21 protein-coding genes are annotated in these 20,584 nt (G+C 69.0%); 8 read left to right on the top strand and 13 right to left on the bottom strand.

All coding sequences use genetic code 11. The features are described from left to right. Positions 1–87 precede the first annotated feature (87 nt). Positions 88–1,053 carry a glycosyltransferase family 9 protein gene (locus JMT67_RS05810; RefSeq protein WP_201462939.1) on the bottom strand — a complete coding sequence of 322 codons (966 nt, stop codon included), beginning with the start codon at positions 1,051–1,053 and terminating at the stop codon, positions 88–90. Positions 1,054–1,164: 111 nt separating this feature from the next. Between JMT67_RS05810 and JMT67_RS05815 the strand changes: the two genes are divergently transcribed. The 6 genes from JMT67_RS05815 (at position 1,165) to JMT67_RS05840 (ending at position 5,008) form a co-directional block, all read left to right on the top strand. Next, positions 1,165–1,383, top strand: coding sequence for a hypothetical protein (locus JMT67_RS05815; RefSeq protein WP_182715026.1), 219 nt, complete (start codon positions 1,165–1,167; stop codon positions 1,381–1,383). Further along, entirely contained in the window at positions 1,380–1,925 is a 546-nt protein-coding gene (locus JMT67_RS05820; protein WP_201462940.1) for a hypothetical protein, read from the top strand. The genes JMT67_RS05815 and JMT67_RS05820 overlap by 4 nt, the downstream gene beginning before the upstream one ends. 61 nt (positions 1,926–1,986) lie before the next feature. Beyond that, on the top strand, positions 1,987–2,790 hold the full coding sequence (gene ygfZ, locus JMT67_RS05825) for a CAF17-like 4Fe-4S cluster assembly/insertion protein YgfZ (RefSeq protein ID WP_201462941.1): 804 nt from the start codon (positions 1,987–1,989) through the stop codon (positions 2,788–2,790). A gap of 9 nt (positions 2,791–2,799) precedes the next feature. Next, entirely contained in the window at positions 2,800–3,558 is a 759-nt protein-coding gene (locus JMT67_RS05830) for a 3-oxoacyl-ACP reductase (RefSeq protein ID WP_201462942.1), read from the top strand. 219 nt (positions 3,559–3,777) lie between these two features. Then, complete coding sequence (locus JMT67_RS05835; RefSeq protein WP_201462943.1) at positions 3,778–4,374, top strand: DNA-3-methyladenine glycosylase I; 597 nt, start codon at positions 3,778–3,780, stop codon at positions 4,372–4,374. Further along, positions 4,367–5,008, top strand: a complete 642-nt coding sequence (locus JMT67_RS05840; protein ID WP_233455810.1) for a ribonuclease HII — start codon at positions 4,367–4,369, stop codon at positions 5,006–5,008. Before JMT67_RS05835 ends, JMT67_RS05840 begins: the two co-directional genes overlap by 8 nt. A 2-nt stretch (positions 5,009–5,010) precedes the next feature. Here the strand turns inward: JMT67_RS05840 and JMT67_RS05845 are convergent, their stop codons facing one another. The 12 genes from JMT67_RS05845 to JMT67_RS05900 all read right to left on the bottom strand — a co-directional run bounded on the left by JMT67_RS05845 (position 5,011) and on the right by JMT67_RS05900 (position 17,092). Further along, positions 5,011–5,319, bottom strand: a complete 309-nt coding sequence (locus JMT67_RS05845; protein WP_152950749.1) for a hypothetical protein — start codon at positions 5,317–5,319, stop codon at positions 5,011–5,013. Positions 5,320–5,360: 41 nt separating this feature from the next. Further along, positions 5,361–6,398, bottom strand: a complete 1,038-nt coding sequence (locus JMT67_RS05850; protein WP_201462944.1) for a DNA adenine methylase — start codon at positions 6,396–6,398, stop codon at positions 5,361–5,363. Between the two features lie 426 nt (positions 6,399–6,824). Further along, the gene (gene pyk / locus JMT67_RS05855; protein WP_201462945.1) at positions 6,825–8,267 is read right to left on the bottom strand and encodes a pyruvate kinase; all 1,443 of its coding nucleotides are present in this window, start codon (positions 8,265–8,267) and stop codon (positions 6,825–6,827) included. Positions 8,268–8,434: 167 nt separating this feature from the next. Further along, a complete protein-coding gene (locus tag JMT67_RS05860) occupies positions 8,435–8,812 on the bottom strand; it encodes a helix-turn-helix domain-containing protein (RefSeq protein ID WP_191559086.1) in 378 nt (125 codons plus the stop codon). Positions 8,813–8,824: 12 nt separating this feature from the next. After that, positions 8,825–9,118: a type II toxin-antitoxin system HigB family toxin gene (locus JMT67_RS05865; protein ID WP_183214877.1), complete on the bottom strand. Its 294-nt coding sequence runs from the start codon at positions 9,116–9,118 to the stop codon at positions 8,825–8,827. Positions 9,119–9,155: 37 nt separating this feature from the next. Then, the gene (locus tag JMT67_RS05870; protein ID WP_201462946.1) at positions 9,156–10,838 is read right to left on the bottom strand and encodes an alkaline phosphatase family protein; all 1,683 of its coding nucleotides are present in this window, start codon (positions 10,836–10,838) and stop codon (positions 9,156–9,158) included. Between the two features lie 67 nt (positions 10,839–10,905). Continuing rightward, positions 10,906–11,850 (bottom strand): DUF808 domain-containing protein, encoded by a 945-nt coding sequence (locus tag JMT67_RS05875; protein WP_201462947.1) that lies wholly within the window; start codon positions 11,848–11,850, stop codon positions 10,906–10,908. Between the two features lie 150 nt (positions 11,851–12,000). Continuing rightward, a complete protein-coding gene (locus tag JMT67_RS05880) occupies positions 12,001–12,663 on the bottom strand; it encodes an OmpW/AlkL family protein (RefSeq protein ID WP_152950753.1) in 663 nt (220 codons plus the stop codon). Between the two features lie 123 nt (positions 12,664–12,786). Beyond that, positions 12,787–14,184, bottom strand: a complete 1,398-nt coding sequence (gene hemN, locus JMT67_RS05885; RefSeq protein ID WP_201462948.1) for an oxygen-independent coproporphyrinogen III oxidase — start codon at positions 14,182–14,184, stop codon at positions 12,787–12,789. Further along, on the bottom strand, positions 14,171–14,317 hold the full coding sequence (gene cydX, locus JMT67_RS05890; protein WP_054766299.1) for a cytochrome bd-I oxidase subunit CydX: 147 nt from the start codon (positions 14,315–14,317) through the stop codon (positions 14,171–14,173). The genes hemN and cydX overlap by 14 nt, the downstream gene beginning before the upstream one ends. Before the next feature lie 19 nt (positions 14,318–14,336). Then, entirely contained in the window at positions 14,337–15,485 is a 1,149-nt protein-coding gene (gene cydB / locus JMT67_RS05895; protein WP_201462949.1) for a cytochrome d ubiquinol oxidase subunit II, read from the bottom strand. Between the two features lie 26 nt (positions 15,486–15,511). Next, complete coding sequence (locus tag JMT67_RS05900) at positions 15,512–17,092, bottom strand: cytochrome ubiquinol oxidase subunit I (RefSeq protein ID WP_183215224.1); 1,581 nt, start codon at positions 17,090–17,092, stop codon at positions 15,512–15,514. A 198-nt stretch (positions 17,093–17,290) separates the two neighbouring features. Between JMT67_RS05900 and cydD the strand changes: the two genes are divergently transcribed. Together cydD and JMT67_RS05910 are read left to right on the top strand one after the other, a co-directional pair. After that, complete coding sequence (cydD, locus tag JMT67_RS05905; protein ID WP_201462950.1) at positions 17,291–18,907, top strand: thiol reductant ABC exporter subunit CydD; 1,617 nt, start codon at positions 17,291–17,293, stop codon at positions 18,905–18,907. Further along, positions 18,907–20,559 (top strand): amino acid ABC transporter ATP-binding/permease protein, encoded by a 1,653-nt coding sequence (locus JMT67_RS05910; protein WP_201462951.1) that lies wholly within the window; start codon positions 18,907–18,909, stop codon positions 20,557–20,559. The genes cydD and JMT67_RS05910 overlap by 1 nt, the downstream gene beginning before the upstream one ends. Positions 20,560–20,584: the final 25 nt, after the last annotated feature.

Raw genomic sequence — 20,584 nt, forward strand, 5'->3', positions numbered from 1 at the left:
GTTTGCTTGCTGCAAGTCCCTTCAGGCACTGATCGCCCAAAGCACTGGGTCCCCGCTTTCGCGGGGATGAGCGGAGTGTGGGGGCTTTTAGCCCCGCTCCTTCAACACCCTTTGCGCCGCCTTCAGCACCCGCTCCCACGGCAGGTCCATCATATGCTGGATGGCCTGGTTCAGCCGGGGGTCCAGGGTCTTGAACTCCGCAAACGATCGGGGCCCGCGCACCGTCACCCCCTTCCAGGGGCCGCGCCGCGTCTCGTCCGACGGGCCGAAGACCGCCACCACGGGCGCGCCCGCCGCCGTCGCCAGATGGGTCCAGATCGAATCCGCCCCGATATAGAGCCGCGCCTTGGACAGGGCCGCTACGGTCTGCAGCCGCGTCAGCTTTCCTTGCAGCTCGATCACCCGCGCGCGCGGCGCGGCATAGCGGATGGTGTGGGCCGCCTCCCGGTCGATCTCCTCGCCCACGATCATCAGACGCCCGCCCGCCGGGGGGCCGTCGTCGGCCAACAGCTTGGTCGCCACCTTGGCGTAGCGCTCGGCCGGCCAGCGCCGCCCCATCCACTCCACCCCCGGCCCGACCGCCAATATGGGGCCGTCGCCGCCGGTCGCGGGGATCAGGGCCTCGACCTGGGCCTGGGTGATGTCGGAGACATAGAGCCGGGGCGACGGCGCCTCATGCGGCTCCAGCTTCAGCACGGCGGCGGCGGCCTCGACCGCATGCAGGCCCTCGGGATCGCGCCCCCGCACCGCCCGCTTCTGGCGCCTCAGCTTGCCCGACAGGGTCGAGCCGCGCATGTCCACGACCAGGCCCCAGTTGGTCCCCCGCACCTGGTTCCACAGGGCGATCCAGTCGAACCGCCCCTCGCGCTCCAGCACCAGCAGCCGTTCCAGCCGGGGGGTGTCGGCGAACAGGGGCGCGCTGGCGGCCGATCCCACCACGGTGAAGACGGCGTTGGGCAGGCTCTCGACCAGATAGGCGAGCACGCCCGAAGACAGGACGGCGTCCTCGGCGTCCGCCTCGGCGATATAGAGGATGGGAAAGCGCCCGATCATCCGTGCACCGTATAAAGGGATTCTCGCCGGGATTCAGCGCCAATCCCCAACTGCGGGTCTGCGCCTCGCCCGACGGTTTCCCCGCAGGCCGCAATGGTTTAGAGCCCGGCCATGGTTCAAACCCCCGATCCGGCCGCCGTCGCCGCCCTCGAACGCTTCAAGGCTCAACGGGTCACGGCCCTCTATCGGCTGGACCTGATCGACCAGGGCGCGGTCATCACCTATGAGGACGGAACGCCCGTGGACATGGTCTCAGAGAAGACGCGGCTTCAGGCCCAGGTCGCCGACATGGACCGCCGCATCGCCCGGCTGGAGCGGTCGGTCGGTTGAGCCTGCCCCTCCTGCCCGACCGAGCTTGCGGCGCCTGCATCGAATGCTGTCGGGCCATTCCGCTGGACCTGCCCGAACTGGCCAAGCCCACCGGCGAACTGTGCGCCTATTGCGTCGAGGCGACGGGCTGTTCGGTCCATGCCGTACGCCCCCAGACCTGCCGCATCTGGTTCTGCCTGTGGCGGGTCGTCGAACTGTCCGACGACTGGCGGCCGGACCGCAGCGGCGTCATCGTCCGCCCGGATGGGATCGAGGACGGGGTGATCACCCTGTACGTCCTGCGGCGCAGCGACTTCCTGGCCTCCGTCGACCTGTTCGCCACCGTCGCCGGCTGGATCGCCGAAGGGGTGGAGGTGGCGCTCAGCGTCCCCGGCCCCGTCGGAACCTATCCCGCCCGCGCGGTCGTCACCGACTGGCTGCGCCCGGCCGTGGAGGAGGGCGATCCCGCCGACTTCCTGGACCGCCTGATGCGGTCGCTGGACCGGCTGGACCGGCATGATTTCCAGCCGGACGGGGTGGTCGCCCGCTACGCCGTGGTCTGACACCGCAGATTTTCCGTCCCGCCGCCTTATGCCCAGGCTCCGGCCTGCCTATCTAGGCGCCATGCCCGTCGCCCGCCTGTCCAGCCGCGCCCTGATCGCCGTCACCGGCCCCGAGTCCCGACCCTTCCTGCACAATCTGCTGACCCAGGACGTCGAGACCCTGGGCGAGGGCGAACTGCGGTTCGGCGCCCTGCTGTCCCCGCCCGGTCGGCTGCTGTTCGACCTGTTCATCCTGGGCCAGGCCGAGGGCGTCCTGCTGGACGTCGCCGCCGACCGCCGCGACGCCCTGATCCAGCGGCTGTCGATGTACAAACTGAGGGCCAGGGTCCAGGTCGCCGCCGACGACCGCCCCGTCTTCGCCGCCTGGCCCGACGCCCCCACAGGCTTCATCCCCGACCCCCGCACGCCCCTGATGGGCGGCCGCCGCTATGGAGAAGCTGAAGCCGACGCGACCGAGGCCGACTATGACGCCCATCGCCTGTCGGTCGGCGTGCCCGACCCGACCGCCGACGCCCCCCAGGACAAGACCTATCCGATCGAGGCCGATTTCGACCTGCTGAACGGGATCGACTTCCACAAGGGCTGTTTCGTCGGCCAGGAGACCACCTCGCGGATGAAACGCCGGGGTTCGATCAAGAACCGGATGCTGGTACTCGACTTCGACGGCCCCCCGCCCCCCTTCGGCGCCGAGGTGCTGAAGGGGGAGCTGCGCGCGGGCGAGGTGCTGTCGGGCCGAGACGGCTCGGCCATGGCCCTGTTGCGCATCGACCGTCTCGACGGCGACCTGACCGTCGAGGGCCGCCCGGTGCGCTTGCGTCGGCCCGCCTGGATGGGTCAGGACGTCCTCCCCTCCTCCACCGACTGAGACCCTTCCATGAAGATCGCCGACCAGATCGTCCTCGTCACCGGCGGCGCGCGCGGCGTCGGCGCCGCTGCGGTGCGCGCCTTCGCCCGCGAAGGGGCGCGCGTGATCATCAACTGGCGCGCCAGCGGCGAGGCCGCCCAGGCCCTGGCGGCCGAGATCGGCGACCGCGCCGTCGCCCTTCAGGCCGACGTGGCCGACCGCGCCGCCGTCGACGCCCTGGTCGCCGCCGCTCAAGGCCATTTCGGCGCCCCGGTCACCACCGTCGTCAACAACGCCCTGGACTACAGTTTCAACGGCGACGCCCGCTCGCAGATGACCGACATCGGCTGGGACGAACTGGCGGCCCAGTTCTCGACCGTCGTGCGCGGCGCCCTGAACACCATCCAGGCGACGGCGCCGGGCATGGCCGCCGGCAAGTTCGGGCGGGTGATCAACATCGGCACCAACCTGTTCCAGAACCCGGTCGTGCCCTATCACGACTATACCGCCGCCAAGGCCGCGCTCCTGTCCCTGACCCGCACGGCGGCCGGCGATCTGGGCCCCGACGGCATCACCGTCAACATGGTCTCCGGCGGCCTCTTGCGCACCACCGACGCCAGCGCCGCCACGCCGGACGCGGTCTTCGACCTGATCGCCGGCATGACCCCGCTGCGGTCGGTCACGACGCCGGAGGAATTCGCCGACGCCGCCCTCTTCTTCGCCTCCCCCTGGAGCCGCGCAGTGACGGGTCAGAACCTGGTGGTGGACGGGGGACTGGTCAGGGATTGAATGCCTTTCGTCATCCTCCGGCAAGCCGCCTCTTCGCGGCGCAGACCGGGGGACCCAGCGGCGCCGAAGGCGATGCGTCCGCCGCTGGCTGTTTGAAAATCGTGTCCGCGACAGGTTCGCGCTAGCGCGCGCCGCTGGGTCCCCCGGTTCCGCTGCGCGGCCCGGAGGATGACGAAAGTCACCCTTTCCTCACCTCGAACAAACCGGCAACATCGCCGCATGACCGACTCACACACATCGGGCCGCTGCGGCTGGTGCGGGACCGACCCGCTCTATGTCGCCTATCACGACACCGAATGGGGCGTGCCCGAACGCGACCCCCGCGCCCTGTGGGAGAAGCTGGTCCTCGACGGCTTCCAGGCCGGCCTCGCCTGGATCACCATCCTGCGCAAACGCGAGGGCATCCGCGACGCCTTCGACGGCTTCGACCCCGAGATCGTCGCCCGCTATGACGAGGCCGACATCCAGCGCCTGCTGGGCGACCCCCGCATCATCCGCTCGCGCGCCAAGATCAAGGCCGCCATTCGCGGCGCCCAGATCTGGCTTGAGATGCGCGACAACGGAGAGGATTTCTCAGCGTGGCTCTGGTCCTTCGTCGGCGGCGAACCAATCCACACCCCCTTCGCCGACTATCGCCAAGCCCCGACCCAGACCGAACAGTCCGTCGCCATGGCCAAGGCCCTGAAGAAACGCGGCTTCAACTTCTGCGGCCCGGTGATCGTCTACGCCTTCATGCAGGCGGTCGGCATGATCAATGATCACCAGACGACCTGCTTCCGTCACGCCCAGGTTCGTGCGATGGCGGGCCATGGCTAAAGCCCCCGCGAATCCGAAGGCCTTTCCCACGCTCGCGCTGGAGACCCTGCTGATCCAGCGCGTCAACGGCCCTGTCTGCGGCGTGGACGAGGCGGGGCGCGGGCCGTGGGCGGGGCCGGTGTCGGCGGCGGCGGTGATCCTGAACCCCGACGACCTGCCGCCGGGCATCGACGATTCCAAGGCCCTGACGGAAAAGCGGCGCGCGGCGCTGGAGCCCGAGATCAAGGCCCGCGCCGTCGCCTGGGGCGTCGGCTTCGCCTCGGTAGAGGAGATCGAGGCGCTGAACATCCTGCACGCCACCGGCCTGGCCATGTGCCGCGCCATCGAGGCCCTGTCGGTCCAGCCGGTCGCCGCCCTGGTGGACGGCAACTATCGGTTCAAACTGCCGTGCGAAATCCAGACCGTGGTCGGCGGCGACGGCCTGTCCCTGTCCATCGCGGCGGCCTCGATCCTGGCCAAGACGGCGCGGGACCGGCTGATGATCGAACTGGACGCCCAATATCCCGGCTACGGCTTTGCGGGGCACAAGGGCTATAACGCCCCCGTCCATCAGGCCGCGCTGAAGACCCTCGGCCCCTGCCCCGCCCATCGCCGCAGCTGGGGACCGATCAAGGCCTTGCTCGAAGAGGCCTGACCTCAGATGTGCATGAAGCCGCCCAGGAGGGCGCCCATCAGGGCGGCCACCGCGGCGCCGGCGATCATCATCATCCAGTGCGGCGGCGGGTTCAGGGCCGGTTCCGCCTCCGGTTCGACGGTCTCGACCGGCTCGGGCTCGCGTCGGCCGAACCGCTCGGCGTTGTGGGTATAGAGGCGCGACGTCATGCGATCCGCCGGAAAATCGGAAATGGGCTGATCCGTCACCCAGGACTTGGGCTCGGCGGCCGGGCGCAGGCGATAGTCGTCTTCGCGAGCGGGGGTTCCAGTGTGTGTGACGGGCGGTTGCATGGACCCTCAACGGCGTGCGCCCGAGTCGGGTTCCCGCCCCGTCAGGCCGCCAGCGACAGATCCACCGGCCGGTCGGTGACCACGAACAGGTGTTCGACGTTCCTCAGCCGCCCCACCTGCCCCACCTTCTCCCCCTTGGGATTGTGGATGCCGATCCGGGCGCCGACGTAGCGGGGGTGGGCGATCTCCACCACCTGGACCCGTCCACGCGCCGACAGCATCTCGACCAGATCCTGACGGCTCAGATAGCCCTCGTCATTGAAGCTGACGATCAGGTTCGGCGCCCGGACGCGCTCGATCACCGACTTCAGGGCCGGGCCGATGCCGGGGCGGCTGTTGAAGGCGCTCTTGCGCGTCTTCACATCCACCCGCTTGTTGGCGATCCCATAGGTCTCGGGCCGGTCCCACAGCACCAGGCTTTCCCAGCAGTGATAGTTGGCCAGATAGGAATGCTGGTTATAGGGCGGGTCCAGATAGACCAGGTCCGCCTCCACCTGGTCGGCGATCTCGACCGCATCGCCTTGGGTCGCCCGGCACGGCGCCCCGACGCCCGGCAGGAGGTCGGGCAGGCGCAGTTCCAGCGGCTTCAGGGCGCGCGGCGCCCACTGTTTCATATAGGCCATCTGCACCCCGGCGGTGCTGTCCACCCGATCCGCCGCCTCCATCAGACTGACCAGGACCACCGCCTTCAACTCGGGCTCCAGCTCCATCGCCTCGATCCGGTCGCGCACCGCGTCGATCCGGGCGCCGTTGTCGGGATGGAAGTAGCGGGCGTCCCGGCAGAAGGTCTGGGTGAACCAGCCCGCCTCGGGCTTCACGGCCCGCAGTTCCGCCAGCACCGCCTCGGCCCGGTCGATCCAGACCTCTCGATCGGCCTGGACATAGGCCGTCGCCAGGGCGTGGGCATAGGCGTTGTGGTCGTTCGACCAGAGCTGAAACCCCTTGGCCTTCAGGGCATGGCCGACCCGCGCCGTCCCTGAAAACAGGTCGCACACCCGCCCGCCCTGGGGCAGGACGCTCGCCACGGCGGCGCTCACATGGCCCAAGAGGGCGCGTTTGGAGCCGATATATTTGATCATCCGGGCCGCCGACTCATGCCGCCACGGTAGCGCTCCGGCGCCTTCGCCGCCATCGCCGTCGCCGCCGATCCGCACGACGGAGCGAAAATCAGACAGGACCGTCAAGGCCTTGGACGGATCGACCCGCCTTCGACGCCCCTGGGTCCAACGGCGCCCTATAGGACGTCTCAGGTCTTTGACATCCTTCGCCCCCGTCCTGCGCCCGGCTCAATCGGACAGATCGGACACATCGGACACCTCTTTTTCGTGTCCGACCGGGCCGCCTTCTGCGCGTTCAGCGGCCCTCGCGGCCGTCCTGGCCCGGCTCAACCGGACAGATCGGACACATCGGACACTGTTTTTCGTGTCCGATCCCGCCGCTCTCACCCGTTCGCCGGACTGAATGGACTCGTCGGACTGTTTTTTCCGTCCGACGGCGCCTGATCCTCAGCCCTTCTTGCGACCCTTGGTCTTGGCCGGCGCATGGGCCAGGCGCAGCAGATTGGCCGCCCCCGGCGCCCCAAAGGGCGTGCCGGCCAGGATCAGAATGCGCTGGCCCGGCTCGGCCAGCCCATAGCGGACCGCGCTGTTGACCGCATCGTCGGTCACGGCCTCCAGCGAGTCCGGCTGATCCCCCAGCCGGGGCTCCAGACCCCAGACCAAGGCCAGCCGCCGCGCCGTGTTCGGATTGGGGGTCAGGACCAGGATCGGCTTCAGCGGCCGCTCGCGCGCCATCCGCCGCGCCGTGCCGCCCAGGGTGGTGAAGACCACCAGACAGCCGGTCGAGGGGGCGCTGGCCGCCATGGCCGCCGCCGCCACCAGGGCGTCGACGTCATGTTCGTCCATGCCGGCGTGTTCGGCGCCCATCAGCTTGGGCCACATCGGGTCGCGCTCGACCCGCTCGATGATCCGGCTCATGATGCCGACCGACTCCAGCGGATAGTCGCCCGACGCCGTCTCGGCCGACAGCATCAGGGCGTCGGCGCCTTCGTAGACGGCGTTGGCGACGTCGGTCGCCTCGGCGCGGGTGGGGGCCGGGGCGCTGGTCATGGATTCCAGCATCTGGGTGGCCACGATCACCGGCACCCCGCGATTGCGCGCCGCCCGCACGATCTGCTTTTGCGCCACCGGCACGTCCTCGGGGTCCAGCTCGACCCCCAGGTCGCCGCGCGCCACCATCACCCCGTCGCAATAGTCCAGAATGGCCTCCAGATCGGCCACGGCGGCGGGCTTTTCAATCTTGGCCAGGCATGCCGCCTGGCCGTTCACGATCCGCTTCAGCTCGGCCATGTCCTCGGGCTTCTGCACGAAGCTCAGCGCCACCCAGTCCACGCCCTGGCGCAGGGCAAAGGCCAGGTCCTCGCGGTCCTTGGGCGTCAGGGCCGAGACCGGGATGACCGCGTCCGGCACGGCCACCCCCTTGCGGTCCGACAGTTTCGTGCCGCTCTCGACCGTCACATCGGCCCAGTCGTCGGTCCGGTCGCCGACCCGCAGCCGCACCCGGCCGTCGTCCAGCAACAGCAGCATGCCGGGGCGCAGGGCCTTGAAGATTTCGGGGTGCGGCATCTGCACCCGGGTCTCGTCGCCCGGCGTCGGGTCCAGGTCGAACCGCATCTTGTGGCCCGGCTTGACCGCGATCTCGACTTCCTTGAACCGGCCCAGCCGCAGCTTGGGCCCTTGCAGATCGGCCAGAACCCCCAGCGGCCTTTGCAGCGCCATCTCGGCGCCCCGCACGGCCTTCAGGGCGGCGGCGTGGTCCTCGTGCGAGCCGTGGCTGAAGTTCAGCCGAAAGACGTCCACCCCCGCCTGGGCCAGGGCCTTGACCATGCCGGGCGCGCGGCTGGCGGGCCCCAGGGTCGCGACGATGCGGGCGCGGCGGGCTCTGTTCATGACGGCGTTTCCTGCTGGTTTCTGGGCCGCCCGGCGGCGCACGGCGGCGCCGATCCGGGACGATTTGCCCTCTTCTGCCTAGGAAACGTCAAGGGCGTAAGCCCGGCTTCCCTTCGGGAAACACGAGTTTACGGCCCCGAAACAGGAGTTTATCGCGCCGGATCGCTTCAGGCCGCCTTCGCTTCACCGATCAGCGCTTGAACCGGAATACGCCATTCGCGCGACAGGGTGCGGATTTGCGAAACGGAAAGGGCGCGCCGTCGGTTCAGCACCTCAGACGCCCGTGACCTTGACCCCAGCACGTCCGAAAGATCCGACTGGCTCAGCCCTTGGCGTTCCATGGCGAACCGGATCGCCTCGACCGGATCGCCGGTGGGCATAGGGAAATGATCTTCCTCGTATTTCGCCAACAGCAACCCCAGCAGTTCGAACCGATCGCCAGCCTCGCTGCCAGGTTCGGGCGCGTTGTCGAAATAGCCTTCATAGGCCGCCAGAGCCTCGAGGTAGTCGGCCTCATCGCGAAGAATATGGATGTGCATGCTCATCTGCTCCTTCGCCTAGACGGTTTCCACGTCGATACGATCATACTCGGCGTGCGTGCCGACGAACTTCACCAACACCTGCTTAAAGGTGTAGGAAATCCGCACCACCACCCGATATTTGTTACCGCCGATATCGAAGACGACGCGGTTGTCGCCGACGAAGTCGGCGGAACGAAAATCATTCCTCACATCCTGCGGAGACCGCCAGTCGGCAGCCTTCGCATGATCATACCAACTCGTCAGCGGTCCCTTCGCCGACGGATGACGAGCCCAGAAGGCCTGGAGAGTCTTCCGGGCGACGACATTCATCCTGCCTTATAGCTCGATCCCGTTATGGGAACAAGCTTCACTCGGTCGGGCAGTCGGCCACCGCGAACCCGTTCAGGTCGATGCAGCGGCCCTCGACCTTGGGCGTCGCCACCCCGATGACGTGGGCCAGAGTGGGGGCGATGTCGATGGTTCGGATGGGCAGGAACCGCTCCTCGCCCGTCGCGCCGGGCCACCAGAACAGGATCGGCACCCGGCGATCATATTCCCAGGGCGTGCCGTGCCCGGCCAGGGTCGAGCCGACCCGCCCGCCCGTCGTGACGTTCTGAGCCCAGGCGAACTGGATGTCGGGCGAGCGTTCGGCCACGGTCGACAGGCGCATCCGCTCGCGCAGGCTCATCATCTCGGGCTGGCGGCTGTCCGGCAGGGGCTCGGCCAGCAGCCGGTCGCGGGTCTCGGCGAAGGCCACGTCCGGCAGGGCGCGCAGCAGCTCGACCGCCGCCTCGGCCACCTGGGTCCGCAGCGGATCGGGCAGAGACCGGTGCTGGGCGTCGGCGACCATCAGGCCGCTGCCCCCGACCTGAAGCGGATCGGCGCTGAGGTTGAACCGCGCCTTCAGCGCGTCGTTCACGCCCTGGATCGCGGCCATGTCGGCGCGGCGGGCGTGGGGATAGCCGTGGTCGTGCAGCCGCTCGACGAAGCCCGAACCGCCGTGGTCGGCCGTCAGCACCACCAGGACCCCGCCCGGAACACGCGCCAGCCGATCCAGGAAGACGTCCAGGGCCGCGTCCAGCCGCAGCATCTGCTCGCACATCTCCGGTCCCTGGGTGCCGTACATATGGCCGATCCGGTCCGTGGCCGACAGGCTGACGCCGAGCATGTCGGTCGCCGACCCCTGCCCCAGCTTCTGGCTGTCCAGCAGATATTCGGCGGCCTGCAGCGTCGCCTCGTCCAGCAGGGGCGAGGTGTCGAACTTCAGGCCCGCCGGCGGCAGGGTCGAATGGAAGGTCTGGCCGCGAATGGTCCAGTCCCCGGCCAGGGCCCGGCACTGATCATGGGCGTAGTCCCAGGTCACCGGCGTGACGCTCATCCCCTGGCGGAAGGCGCGGTTGTAATCCGCCACCGGCGCCAGCTTGGCCTGCGCCGTCTCGCCGGGCTCGACATAGGTGGTCAGGCCGAAGTCGCCGGTGAACCAGAAGGCCTGGCCCTGATGCCCCGCCAGATTGATCGCGCCCCGATCCTTGCCCGAGACGGCGACGACCTTGCTCTCAGGGCTCACCGCCTTCAGCCAGTCGCCCAGGGTCGTGGCGCGCAGCTGCTCGGGCCCCACCGGTCCGTTGTCTGTGTCGTCCCGTCCGTGGGCCAGGTGGTTCTGCGGCGCGGCCAGGCAATAGACCTCCTTGCCGGTCTTGGCGTCGATCCAGTCGTTGGCGGGGATGCCGGTCTCGGACGGATGCAGGCCCGTCAGGATCGTCGAGTGGCCGGGGCAGGTCTCGGTCAGGCCGTGGGTCTGATAGCCGTTGATCGACACCAGTCCCTGGTCCGCCATCCGCCGCAGGCCGCCGGAGTAACGGCTGCGATACTGGTCGAACAGATTGGCGCTGAACTGGTCCACCACGATGGTCACGATCAGCTTCGGCGGCGTCAGGGCCGCGCGGGCGGTCTGCGGCGCCGCCGTCTGGGCGGTCTGGGCCAGGACCGGACCGGCCGCCCCCAGCGACAGGGCGGCCAGGGCCGCCAGCGTGATGCGCGACAGGGACATGGGCTTACTCCGAAACAGCGTGGCTCAGCGTCTTAAAGGCCGCCGATGGCGATGGCGTGACAGCGGATCAGTGGGCCGGTCGGGACCGCAGCCGTCCCAGCTGATGCACGGCGACGGCGATCACCCCGCCGACCATCACCCCGATAATGGCCGAGCCCAGCGCCGTCACCGCCCAGCTGATCACGCCGTGCAGCGGACCCGTCGCGGCGCCGACCGCATGGGCCAGATGCTCCAGCGGCTCGGCCGGCCAGTGCAGGCCCAGCGTATGGGTTCCGTGCACCAGAATGCCGCCGCCGACCCACAGCATGGCGGCGGTCCCGATGATCGACAGGGCGCTCATCACCACCGGCATGCCCTTGACCAGGCCGCGCCCCAGGACGCGAACCCCGCCGTTGGGGCGCTCGGCCAGATGCAGGCCGATGTCGTCCATCTTCACGATCAGGCCCACGACCCCATAGACGGCGACCGTCATGGCGACGCCGACCACCGCCAGAATGGCCGCCTGGGTCAGGATCGGCTGGGCCGCCACATCGGCCAGGGCGATGGCCATGATCTCGCCCGACAGGATCAGGTCGGTCCGCACGGCCCCGGCCACGGTCGCCTTCTCCAGCGACGCGGGATCGTCCTCGGCGGCGACCTCTTCGTCAGGACCATGGCCGCCGAAGACCTCCATCAGCTTCTCGGCGCCCTCGAAACACAGATAGGCCCCGCCGCACATCAGGATCGGGGTTATGGCCCAGGGGGCGAAGGCGCTCAGCAACAGCGCCGCAGGCAGGATCAGCAGCAGTTTGTTGCGAAACGACCCCAGGGCGATCTTGCCGATGATCGGCAGTTCGCGGCTGGGCGACAGGCCGGTGACATAGCGCGGCGTCACGGCCGCATCGTCCACCACCACCCCGGCGGCCTTGGTCGAGGCCTTGCCCGCCGCCGCCCCGACATCGTCGATCGAAGCCGCCGCCATCTTGGCGATGCCCGCCACGTCGTCGAGCAAGGCGATCAAACCGGAAGGCATGCGAGAATCCCCAAGTTGCGCCGCAATAGGCGGTCGCTCCCGGCCCTAGGGCGCGCCGCCGGATTTGTCGAGCGCATCCGCACGACGACGAAAGCCCCGCCGGCGAACCGGCGGGGCTTCCATTCGAACGCATTTCCGATGTCGGTTTTTTTAGAACTTACGGCCAACCCCCACAGAAACGACCCACGGGTCCAGATCCACATCGCTCTTCAGAGCGCCGTCGTTGACGTCGGCGTCGATATTGACCCACACCTTCTTGACGTCGACGTTCAGGCTCCACGGTCCCTGGATGCCGATGTCGGCGCCCGCCTGCAGGGCGTAGCCGAAGTTGTCGTCCAGATCGACTTTGAAGCCGTTCTTGTCCTCGCCGCTGTAGAACAGCATGTAGTTGACGCCCGCGCCGACATAGGGGCTGAACCGGCCCTCGGTCAGCGGGCGATACTGAAGGGTGACGACCGGCGGCAGGACCCAGGTCTCATGAACGGCGACGTCGGTCGTTCCGCCCTGGGCGCGGATCTCATGCTTGGTCGTGCCCAGGATCGCCTCGACCGCCAGATGGTCGGTCAGGAAATAGGTGAAGCCCAAGGTCGGCATCACGCTGTCGCCCACATCGACGTGCAGGCCGGAGTCGGCGCCGGCGGCGGTCGTGATGGCGTTGTCGGCTTCGGAAAAGACGTCCGTCACGCGGCCGGTGATGACCCAGTCGCCCTTCTTGGGCGCTTCCCAGACGGCGGTCTGGGCCATGGCCGGCGCGGCGAAGGCGGCGGCGGCGACGGCTGAGAGGATCAGGGTTTTCAGTTTCATCTTGCTCATCCCCGACGCCCGCTGCCGCCTCATGCGACCTGTTCCGAGCGTCTTGAGAGGGATGTGCGCCCCCTGCAAAGGTTCGGCCTTGATCCAGCGCAAACCCATGCAGGGGTTGGACAATCTGTCCAGTCAGACCACCCGGGCGTGCCGCTTCTCGATGTCGACGGCGGCGGGATCAAAGGCGGCGCAGACCGCTCGCACGAACGGACGACCCAGCTCCGTGACCGTCACCACAGACCCGCCGACCTCGGCCAGCCCGTCCAGCTGGAACGGCAGCAGCCGGGGCCAGGCGGCGTCCACCTCGGCCAGAGCGCGCCCGTGTCGGCGCGCCAGATCCGCCACATCGACGGCGAAGTCGCACATCAGCCGTTCGATGATCTCGCCCACGAAGGCGTCGCGCGGATTCAGGGCCACGCCTCGTGCGACCGGCAGGTCTCCAGCCTCCACAGCAGCGCGCCAGTCTCGCTCCTGGGTGTGGTTCTGAACAAAGCCCAGCGGCGTGCGGCTGATCGACGACGCCCCCAGGCCGATCAGCACCGGCGCCTCGTCGGTCGTATAGCCCTGGAAGTTGCGACGCAGCCGGCCGGCCCGCGCGGCGGCGGCCATGGAATCGTGCGGCAAGGCGAAATGATCCAGTCCGATCGCCTGCCAGCCCTTCTGCACCAGATAGCGCGCCGCCGCCTGGCTCTGGGCGAAGCGCGCCTCGGCCCCAGGCAGATCGGCGTCCTTGATCAGCTTCTGATGCGACTTCATCCACGGCACATGGGCGTAGCCGAACAGGGCGATCCGGTCCGGCCGCAGGGTCGCGACCTGGGCCACCGTATTGACGACGTTCTCGACCGCCTGAAGCGGCAGGCCGTACATCAGGTCGAGGTTCAGCGAGGTCACGCCCTGCGCCCGCAGCGCCTGGGCCGCCCAGCGGATGGTCTCGAAGGATTCCGGCCGGTTCACCGCCGCCTGAACCACGGGCGACAGATCCTGCACCCCCAGGCTGGCGCGGCTCAGGCCGATGCGGCCGGCGGCCTCGATCCAGTCCTGGGTCAGGACTTCGGGGTCCAGTTCGGCGGCGATCTCGAAACAGTCGCCCAGGTCGAACCGGGCGGCCAGGCCGGCGAACAGCCGCTCCAGCTCGTCCGGCGGCAGCATATTGGGCGTGCCGCCGCCCAGATGGATCGAGCCGACCCTCAGGCGTCGACCGTTCAGCCCGCCCATCCGGGCCAGGACCAGATCGGCCTCCTTCAGCAGCAGATCGACATAGCTGCTCATGGGGGCGACCCGGTTCATCGCCCGGGTGTTGCAGCCGCAGTACCAGCACAGCCGCTTGCAGAAGGGGATGTGCAGATACAGCGACACTGCGCGGTCGAGGGGCGCGGCCGACAGCCACGCCCCCCAATCGGCGGCCCCGACGGCGGGCGTGAACTGCGCCGCCGTCGGATAGGAGGTGTAGCGCGGCGCGTGGGCGTCGTAGCGGGCGATCAGCTCGCGCGTCGTCCGCACGTCGGCGCCGGCCGGGCTAGAGAGGGACATCGCCTTCTTTCGCCGCATCGACCGACAGGCCTTGATCGCCTTCGTCGAACAGGTGGAACTCGTGCCAAAGGCCGTTCAGCACGCCGAAACCGACCGCCAGCCCGACACCCAGGATCCAGGAAAAATACCACATGGCTTGATGCTCCTCGGGTTCAGTACAGGTCGGGGTTGGTCTTGAGTGCGGCGGTCGAGGTCCGGCCCCACAGCACCTTGTAGACCCAGCTGGTGTAGGCCAGCACGATGGGCAGGAAGACCAGGGTGCAGATCAGCATGATGAACAGGGTCACGTGGCTGGACGAGGCGTTCCAGACCGTCAGGCTGGACTGCGGGTCGACCGAGCTGGGCAGGATGAAGGGGAACATCGACAGGCCGACGGTCGAGATGATGCCGACGGTCGAGATCGACGACCCGCCGAAGGCCAGGGGCGCGGACCGCAGCCACATCCCCGACAGGCCGACCACCGCCCCGACGAAGCCGAGGGTGGGCGCGATCATCATCCACGGATAGAGCTTGTAGTTGTCCAGCCAGGCGCCGGGCGCGGCCTCGACCGTGGTGCGCAGCGGGTTGGAGAAGCCCTGGATGTCCAGGTCCCCCACGATCCGATAGCCGACGTTGCCGAAGGCCATATACAGGCCGCCCGTCGCGAACAGGACCAGGGCCAGAAGGCCGGCGATGGTGCCGAACAGACGGGCGCGTTCCAGCACCGGTCCCTGTTCCGCCTTGACCGACAGCCAGGCCGCGCCGTGCAGCACCAGCATGGCCACCGACAGCAGGCCGGCGATCAGGCTGAACGGGGTGAACAGGCCCAGCAGATTGCCGTCGTAGAAGGAGCGCAGGTCGCTATCCAGGCGGAAGGGGGCGCCCAAGAGGACGTTGCCGACGGCGACGCCGAACACCAGGGCCGGCACGAAGCCGCCGATGAACAGGCACCAGTCCCAGAACGACCGCCACTTGGGCGACGGCCGCTTGGAGCGGTACTTGAACGACACCGGCCGCAGGATCAGGGCCGACAGGACCAGGAACATGGCCAGGTAGAAGCCCGAGAAGCTGACGGCGTAGACGAAGGGCCAGGCGGCGAAGATGGCGCCGCCGCCCAGGATGAACCACACCTGGTTGCCTTCCCAGGTCGCGCCGACGGTGTTGATCACCATCCGGCGCTCCTCGTCCGTCTTGGCGACGAAGGGCAGCAGGGCCCCGACCCCCAGGTCGAAACCGTCGGTCAGGGAGAAGCCGATCAGCAGCACGCCCAAGAGGGCCCACCAGATCAGGCGAAGGGTTGCGAAGTCGATTGGAAGATCCATGGTCGGATGTCCTCAGTCTGTCTGGTTCAGGCCACGGCCGGGGCGGCGACGGGGGTCGCGGGCGCCTCGGGGGCGGGGGCGCTGAAGGTTTCCTGCTCGTGGAAGGGCCCCTTCTTGATGGCGTAGAGGATCAGCCTGACCTCGACGACGGCCAGGGCGCCGTACAGGGCGGTGAAGCCGATGATGGTACCCCACAGCTGGGGCACGGTCAGGGACGAGGCGCCCAGGAAGGTCGGCAGCACGCCTTCCACCGCCCACGGCTGACGCCCGAACTCGGCCAGGATCCAGCCGAACTCGATCGCGACCCACGGCAGCGGGATCATCAGCACGGCCAGGCGCAGGAACCAGCGGGTGTCATGCTTGCGCACGGTGCACAGGAAGAAGGCCGTGGCGAAGAACAGGATCATGAACATCCCGATGCCGGCCATGATGCGGAAGCTCCAGAACAGGGCCGGCACGTTCGGCACCGTCTCCCAGGCCGTCTGTCTGATCAGCTCGGGCGAAGCCATGCGCGGATCGGCGACGTGGCGCTTCAGCAGCAGGCCATAGCCCAGGTCGCGGCGATGGGTCTCGAACACGCCGCGGGCGACGGGATCGGCCGGATTGGCCTTGACCTTCTCCAGGGCGTCATAGGCGATGACGCCGGATTCGATGCGGTCCTCAGCGGTGGCGACCAGTTCGAAGATGCCCTCGACCGGCTTGTCGATGGTGCGGGTGGCGATCAGACCCATGATCCACGGCACGTGGACGCCGTAATGGGTCTCGCGATCCTTCATGCTGGGGATGCCGATCAGGGTCAGGCCGGCGGGCGCGGGCTCGGTGTGCCACATGGCCTCCAGCGCGGCCAACTTCATCTTCTGGTTGTCGGTCAGGGCGTAGCCGGACTGGTCGCCCAGGACGACGACGGACAGAGAGGCCGCCAGGCCGAAGGCCGAGGCCACGGTCATCGACCGCTTCGCGAAGCCGACATGCTTGCCGCGCAGCAGATAGAAGGCCGAGACGCCCAGCACGAACACCGAGGCGCAGACATAGCCGGCGCTGACGGTGTGGACGAACTTGGCCTGGGCCACCGGGTTGAAGATCACGGCCATGAAGTCCGTCACCTCCATCCGCATCGAGTCCGGATTGAAGGCGGCGCCGACCGGGTTCTGCATCCAGCCGTTGGCGATCAGGATCCACACGGCCGACAGGTTCGTACCCAGCGCCACCATGAAGGTGACCAGCAGGTGGGCCGACGGCTTCAGCTTGTCCCAGCCGAAGAACATCAGACCGACGAAGGTGGCCTCCAGGAAGAAGGCCATCAAGCCCTCAATGGCCAGAGGCGCCCCGAAGATGTCGCCGACATAGTGGCTGTAATAGCTCCAGTTCATGCCGAACTGAAACTCCATGGTGATACCGGTGGCGACGCCCAGCACGAAGTTGATGCCGAACAGCGTGCCCCAGAAGCGCGTGATCGTCCGCCAGATCGGCCGACGGGTCATCACATAGATGGACTCCATGATGACCAGCATGAACGACAGCCCCAGGGTCAGGGGCACGAACAGGAAATGGTAAAGGGCTGTCAGCGCGAACTGCAGCCTGGATAGGTCGACGACCGCGAGGTCGATCATGGCTCTAGGCTCCTTGTAGCCGGCCCCGACGACCGACGTTCGTCCCGCCCTAGAACCAAGGCGGGGCGGTCGCCTTGATTTCGATCAAAGCCCCCCTGCCCCCGGGATCGTAGTGGACTGATCGTCCTTGGACATTTCGCCCAACGACGGTTTGTCCAATGGCTTTCGGCCCTGTCCCGAGGCTGGAGTGTTCGAATGACCTCTGCGCCGATTTCGGCCTCCTCTCCCGCCGCCCCTCCCGCCGTCTGGCTGAAACGGTCCGCCGCGCCCTGGCGGCGTCTGACCGCCCTGGCGGGTCTTCTGGCGGTGGCGGACGTGGTTCCGGCGGTCGGTTTCGCCGGCGGTCTGGCCATGACGGTGGCCGCCTTCGGCGCCTCGCCCCTGGCCGCCCTGCCCTGGCTGCTGCTGGCGGTCGTCAGCCTGACCGCTCGCGGCCTGATCGGTCAGGCTGCGGTGGTGGTGGGCGCGCGCCTGGGCCGTTCGGTCAAGACCAGCGTGCGCGATCGGCTGCTGGCCGACCTGTTCGGCCGGGGCGCCCGATCCGCAGACTCATTGACCGCCGTGGTCGAGGGCGTGGGCGCGCTGGACGGCTATATGTCCCGCTTCACCCCGCTGAAGATGGCCGCCGGCCTTTCGCCCCTGCTGATCATCGCCGTCGCCGCCGTCGCCAGCCCCTTTTCCGCCGGCATACTCCTGTTCACCCTCCTGCCCTTCGTCTTCGGCATGATCCTGGCCGGAACCGCCGCCGCCGGCGAAAGCCGGCGTCAATTCCAGGCGCTGGAACGGCTGTCGGGCCTGTTCGTCGACCGGGTGCGCGCCCTGCCCGCAGTCCTGGCCTTTGACGCCCGCGCCCGCACCACTGTCGAAATCGCCCGCGCCTCCGACGAACTGGAGCGGCGCACCAATCGGGTCATGCGCATCGCCTTCCTGTCCTCCGGGGTGCTGGAGTTCTTCTCGGCCCTGTCGGTCGCCCTGATCGCCGTCTATTGCGGCTTCAACCTGTTGAAGCTCCTGCCCTTCCCCGCGCCGGAGCAGTTGGACCTGCCGCGCGCCTTCTTCGTGCTGGCTCTGGCGCCCGAGGTCTATCAGCCCCTGCGTCGCCTTGCCGCCGCCTATCATGACCGCCAGGCGGCCGAGGCCGCCGTCCCCGCCCTGATCACGCCCGAGCCCGTCGCGCGCGACCGACATATCCTGCCGGAAGACGCCCCGGCGATCCGCTTTTCCAGCGTCTCTATCGCTTACGGAGACGCCGCCCCGGTGATTTCCGATTTCGACCTGGAGGTCCGCCCCGGCCAGATCGTCGCCCTGGTCGGCGCCAGCGGCTCGGGCAAGTCCAGCCTGCTGCACCTGTTCCTGGGCCTGTCGCCCCTGACCGCCGGAGAGGTCGAGGTGGGCGGCGCGCACCTCAGTCAGGCGGGCGACTTCGCCGGTCAGATCGCCTGGGCCAGCCAGAACCCCGTCGTCGTGCCGGGCAGTCTGGGCGACAACATCCGCATCGCCGATCCGTCCGCCTGCCCCGGCCGGATCCTAGTCGCCGCCGGAGAGGCGGGCCTGTTCGGCGATCTGGACCGGCCCATCGACGAACGCGGCGGCGGCCTTTCGGGCGGCGAACGGCGCCGCCTGGGCCTGGCCCGCGCCATTCTGAAGCGCGCCCCCATCCTGCTGCTGGACGAGCCCACGGCCAATCTGGACCCCGCTGCGGAAGACGCCATGCTGGATCTGATCCGCCAGGCGACGCGCGGTCGCACGACCTTGATCGCCACCCATTCCGCCGCCGTCGCGGCCATGGCCGACCGCGTGGTGCGCCTGTGATGAACCGTCCCTCGTCCTCCCGCATCGGCGCCTTGATCGCCGCCCAGCGTCGCGCCCAGCGGCTGCGTCTCCGTATCGCCGCTGCGACCGGCGCGATCGTCGCCGTGGCGGCAACCTGTCTTCTAGGGCTGTCGGGCTGGTTCATCACCAGCGCCGCCCTCGCCGGGGTCGCCGGATCGGCGGCGGTCCAGGCCTTCAACTATATGGTGCCCAGCGCCACCATCCGTCTGCTGGCGATCCTGCGGACCGGCGCCCGCTATATCGAGCGGGTCTCCGGCCATGAGGCGGCGCTGAAGGCCTTGGCGCGGCTGCGTCCGCAACTGTTCGATGCCCTGGCTTCGGCGCCGCCAAGCCGCGCCCTGGCTCTCGCTTCGGGGGAAGCCTCGGCGCGGCTGGTCCAGGATGTGGACGCGGTTCAGACCCTGTTCGTGCGGCTGTCGGCGCCTTGGGCCCTGGGAGCCGGCGCCGCGTCCGCCGCCCTCCTCGCCGGCCTGGCCAGTCCATGGGCGGGCGCGCTCCTGCTGGCCTCAATGGCCCTCTGCGCAGCCGGCGCCCTTCTGATCGCGCGACGTCTGGCCGCCCCCGCCGGGCAGGCGGTTCAGATCGCCGTTGGCCGACTGAAAGACCGGCTGGCCGCCCTGGAGGCCGTATCGCCCGAATTGAAAGCCTATGGGCTGGACCGTTGGGCGGCGACCCAAGCGGCCGAGGCCGCCGCCGATCTGGACCGAGCCCAAGCGGCCCTGACCCAGGCCGGAGGCTGGATGGCCGCCTGGCAGGCGGTCGTCACGGGGGCGGCGGTCGCGGCGGTGGTCCCCGCCACCCTGGGCGCATCCCTGCCTCTGACCGCCCTGGCCGCCCTGGCGGCGGTGATGGGCGTCGAGTCGGTCGCCGGCCTGGTCGGCGCCCTGCAACAGAACGGCGCCGCCGAGGAAGCCGCTCGCCGCCTGGAGGCCCTGCCCTCGGCTCTTCACCCGAATCGGGCGCCGGTTTCGGTCGCCCCGACCCTGGTGCTCCAGGCCGACGGCGCGGCCCTTCATCCGCCGGCGCGCCTGGGCCTGATCGGCCCCTCCGGTGCGGGCAAGACCACGCTGATCGAACGCCTGATCGGCCTGCGGGACGCCCAGCCGGGCGAAGCTCGCCTGGGCGACATCGACGTCGCCGACCTGACCCCCGAGGACCGACGGCCGCTGTTCGCCTATGCCGCCCAGGACGTGCGGCTGATCGACGGCACCGTCCGCGAGAACCTGCTGCTGGCCGGCCCGGCCGACGACGACGCCCTGTGGCGCGCCCTGGACGACGCGGCCCTGGCCGAACGTCTGCGCGCCGACCCGGCGGGTCTGGACGCCCGCATCGGCCCCAACGGCGAACGGCTGTCGGGAGGCGAACGGCGTCGGCTGGGTCTGGCGCGCGCCTATCTGCGGCCCGCCGCCTGGCTGGTGTTGGACGAACCGACCGAGGGGCTGGACCCGGCGACCGAGGCCCAGGTGCTGAAGGCCCTGGATCGACGGCTGAAACAGGCCGGTCAGGGCCTGATCCTGGTCAGCCACCGCTCCGCCCCAACTCAGTTGTGCGACCGGACGATCCGGGTCGAGGGCGTGGGGGAAGACGGCCGGGTCGGCCTGGCGCCCGCCCGCCGGCTCACGCCCGCCTAGAGCATGATCTGAAGCCGATCAGGCT

The organism is Brevundimonas aurantiaca (genome assembly GCF_904830995.1).
In the GTDB taxonomy this organism is placed as follows: domain Bacteria; phylum Pseudomonadota; class Alphaproteobacteria; order Caulobacterales; family Caulobacteraceae; genus Brevundimonas; species Brevundimonas aurantiaca.

What these genes read in the sequence shown, in the direction of transcription:
- JMT67_RS05810 (WP_201462939.1), bottom strand. Translation starts at nt 1,053, where the DNA reads ATGATCGGGCGCTTTCCCATCCTCTATATCGCCGAGGCGGACGCCGAG.
- JMT67_RS05815 (WP_182715026.1), top strand. Translation starts at nt 1,165, where the DNA reads ATGGTTCAAACCCCCGATCCGGCCGCCGTCGCCGCCCTCGAACGCTTC.
- ygfZ (WP_201462941.1), top strand. Translation starts at nt 1,987, where the DNA reads ATGCCCGTCGCCCGCCTGTCCAGCCGCGCCCTGATCGCCGTCACCGGC.
- JMT67_RS05830 (WP_201462942.1), top strand. Translation starts at nt 2,800, where the DNA reads ATGAAGATCGCCGACCAGATCGTCCTCGTCACCGGCGGCGCGCGCGGC.
- JMT67_RS05835 (WP_201462943.1), top strand. Translation starts at nt 3,778, where the DNA reads ATGACCGACTCACACACATCGGGCCGCTGCGGCTGGTGCGGGACCGAC.
- JMT67_RS05840 (WP_233455810.1), top strand. Translation starts at nt 4,367, where the DNA reads ATGGCTAAAGCCCCCGCGAATCCGAAGGCCTTTCCCACGCTCGCGCTG.
- JMT67_RS05845 (WP_152950749.1), bottom strand. Translation starts at nt 5,319, where the DNA reads ATGCAACCGCCCGTCACACACACTGGAACCCCCGCTCGCGAAGACGAC.
- JMT67_RS05850 (WP_201462944.1), bottom strand. Translation starts at nt 6,398, where the DNA reads ATGATCAAATATATCGGCTCCAAACGCGCCCTCTTGGGCCATGTGAGC.
- pyk (WP_201462945.1), bottom strand. Translation starts at nt 8,267, where the DNA reads ATGAACAGAGCCCGCCGCGCCCGCATCGTCGCGACCCTGGGGCCCGCC.
- JMT67_RS05860 (WP_191559086.1), bottom strand. Translation starts at nt 8,812, where the DNA reads ATGAGCATGCACATCCATATTCTTCGCGATGAGGCCGACTACCTCGAG.
- JMT67_RS05865 (WP_183214877.1), bottom strand. Translation starts at nt 9,118, where the DNA reads ATGAATGTCGTCGCCCGGAAGACTCTCCAGGCCTTCTGGGCTCGTCAT.
- JMT67_RS05870 (WP_201462946.1), bottom strand. Translation starts at nt 10,838, where the DNA reads ATGTCCCTGTCGCGCATCACGCTGGCGGCCCTGGCCGCCCTGTCGCTG.
- JMT67_RS05875 (WP_201462947.1), bottom strand. Translation starts at nt 11,850, where the DNA reads ATGCCTTCCGGTTTGATCGCCTTGCTCGACGACGTGGCGGGCATCGCC.
- JMT67_RS05880 (WP_152950753.1), bottom strand. Translation starts at nt 12,663, where the DNA reads ATGAGCAAGATGAAACTGAAAACCCTGATCCTCTCAGCCGTCGCCGCC.
- hemN (WP_201462948.1), bottom strand. Translation starts at nt 14,184, where the DNA reads ATGTCCCTCTCTAGCCCGGCCGGCGCCGACGTGCGGACGACGCGCGAG.
- cydX (WP_054766299.1), bottom strand. Translation starts at nt 14,317, where the DNA reads ATGTGGTATTTTTCCTGGATCCTGGGTGTCGGGCTGGCGGTCGGTTTC.
- cydB (WP_201462949.1), bottom strand. Translation starts at nt 15,485, where the DNA reads ATGGATCTTCCAATCGACTTCGCAACCCTTCGCCTGATCTGGTGGGCC.
- cydD (WP_201462950.1), top strand. Translation starts at nt 17,291, where the DNA reads ATGACCTCTGCGCCGATTTCGGCCTCCTCTCCCGCCGCCCCTCCCGCC.
- JMT67_RS05910 (WP_201462951.1), top strand. Translation starts at nt 18,907, where the DNA reads ATGAACCGTCCCTCGTCCTCCCGCATCGGCGCCTTGATCGCCGCCCAG.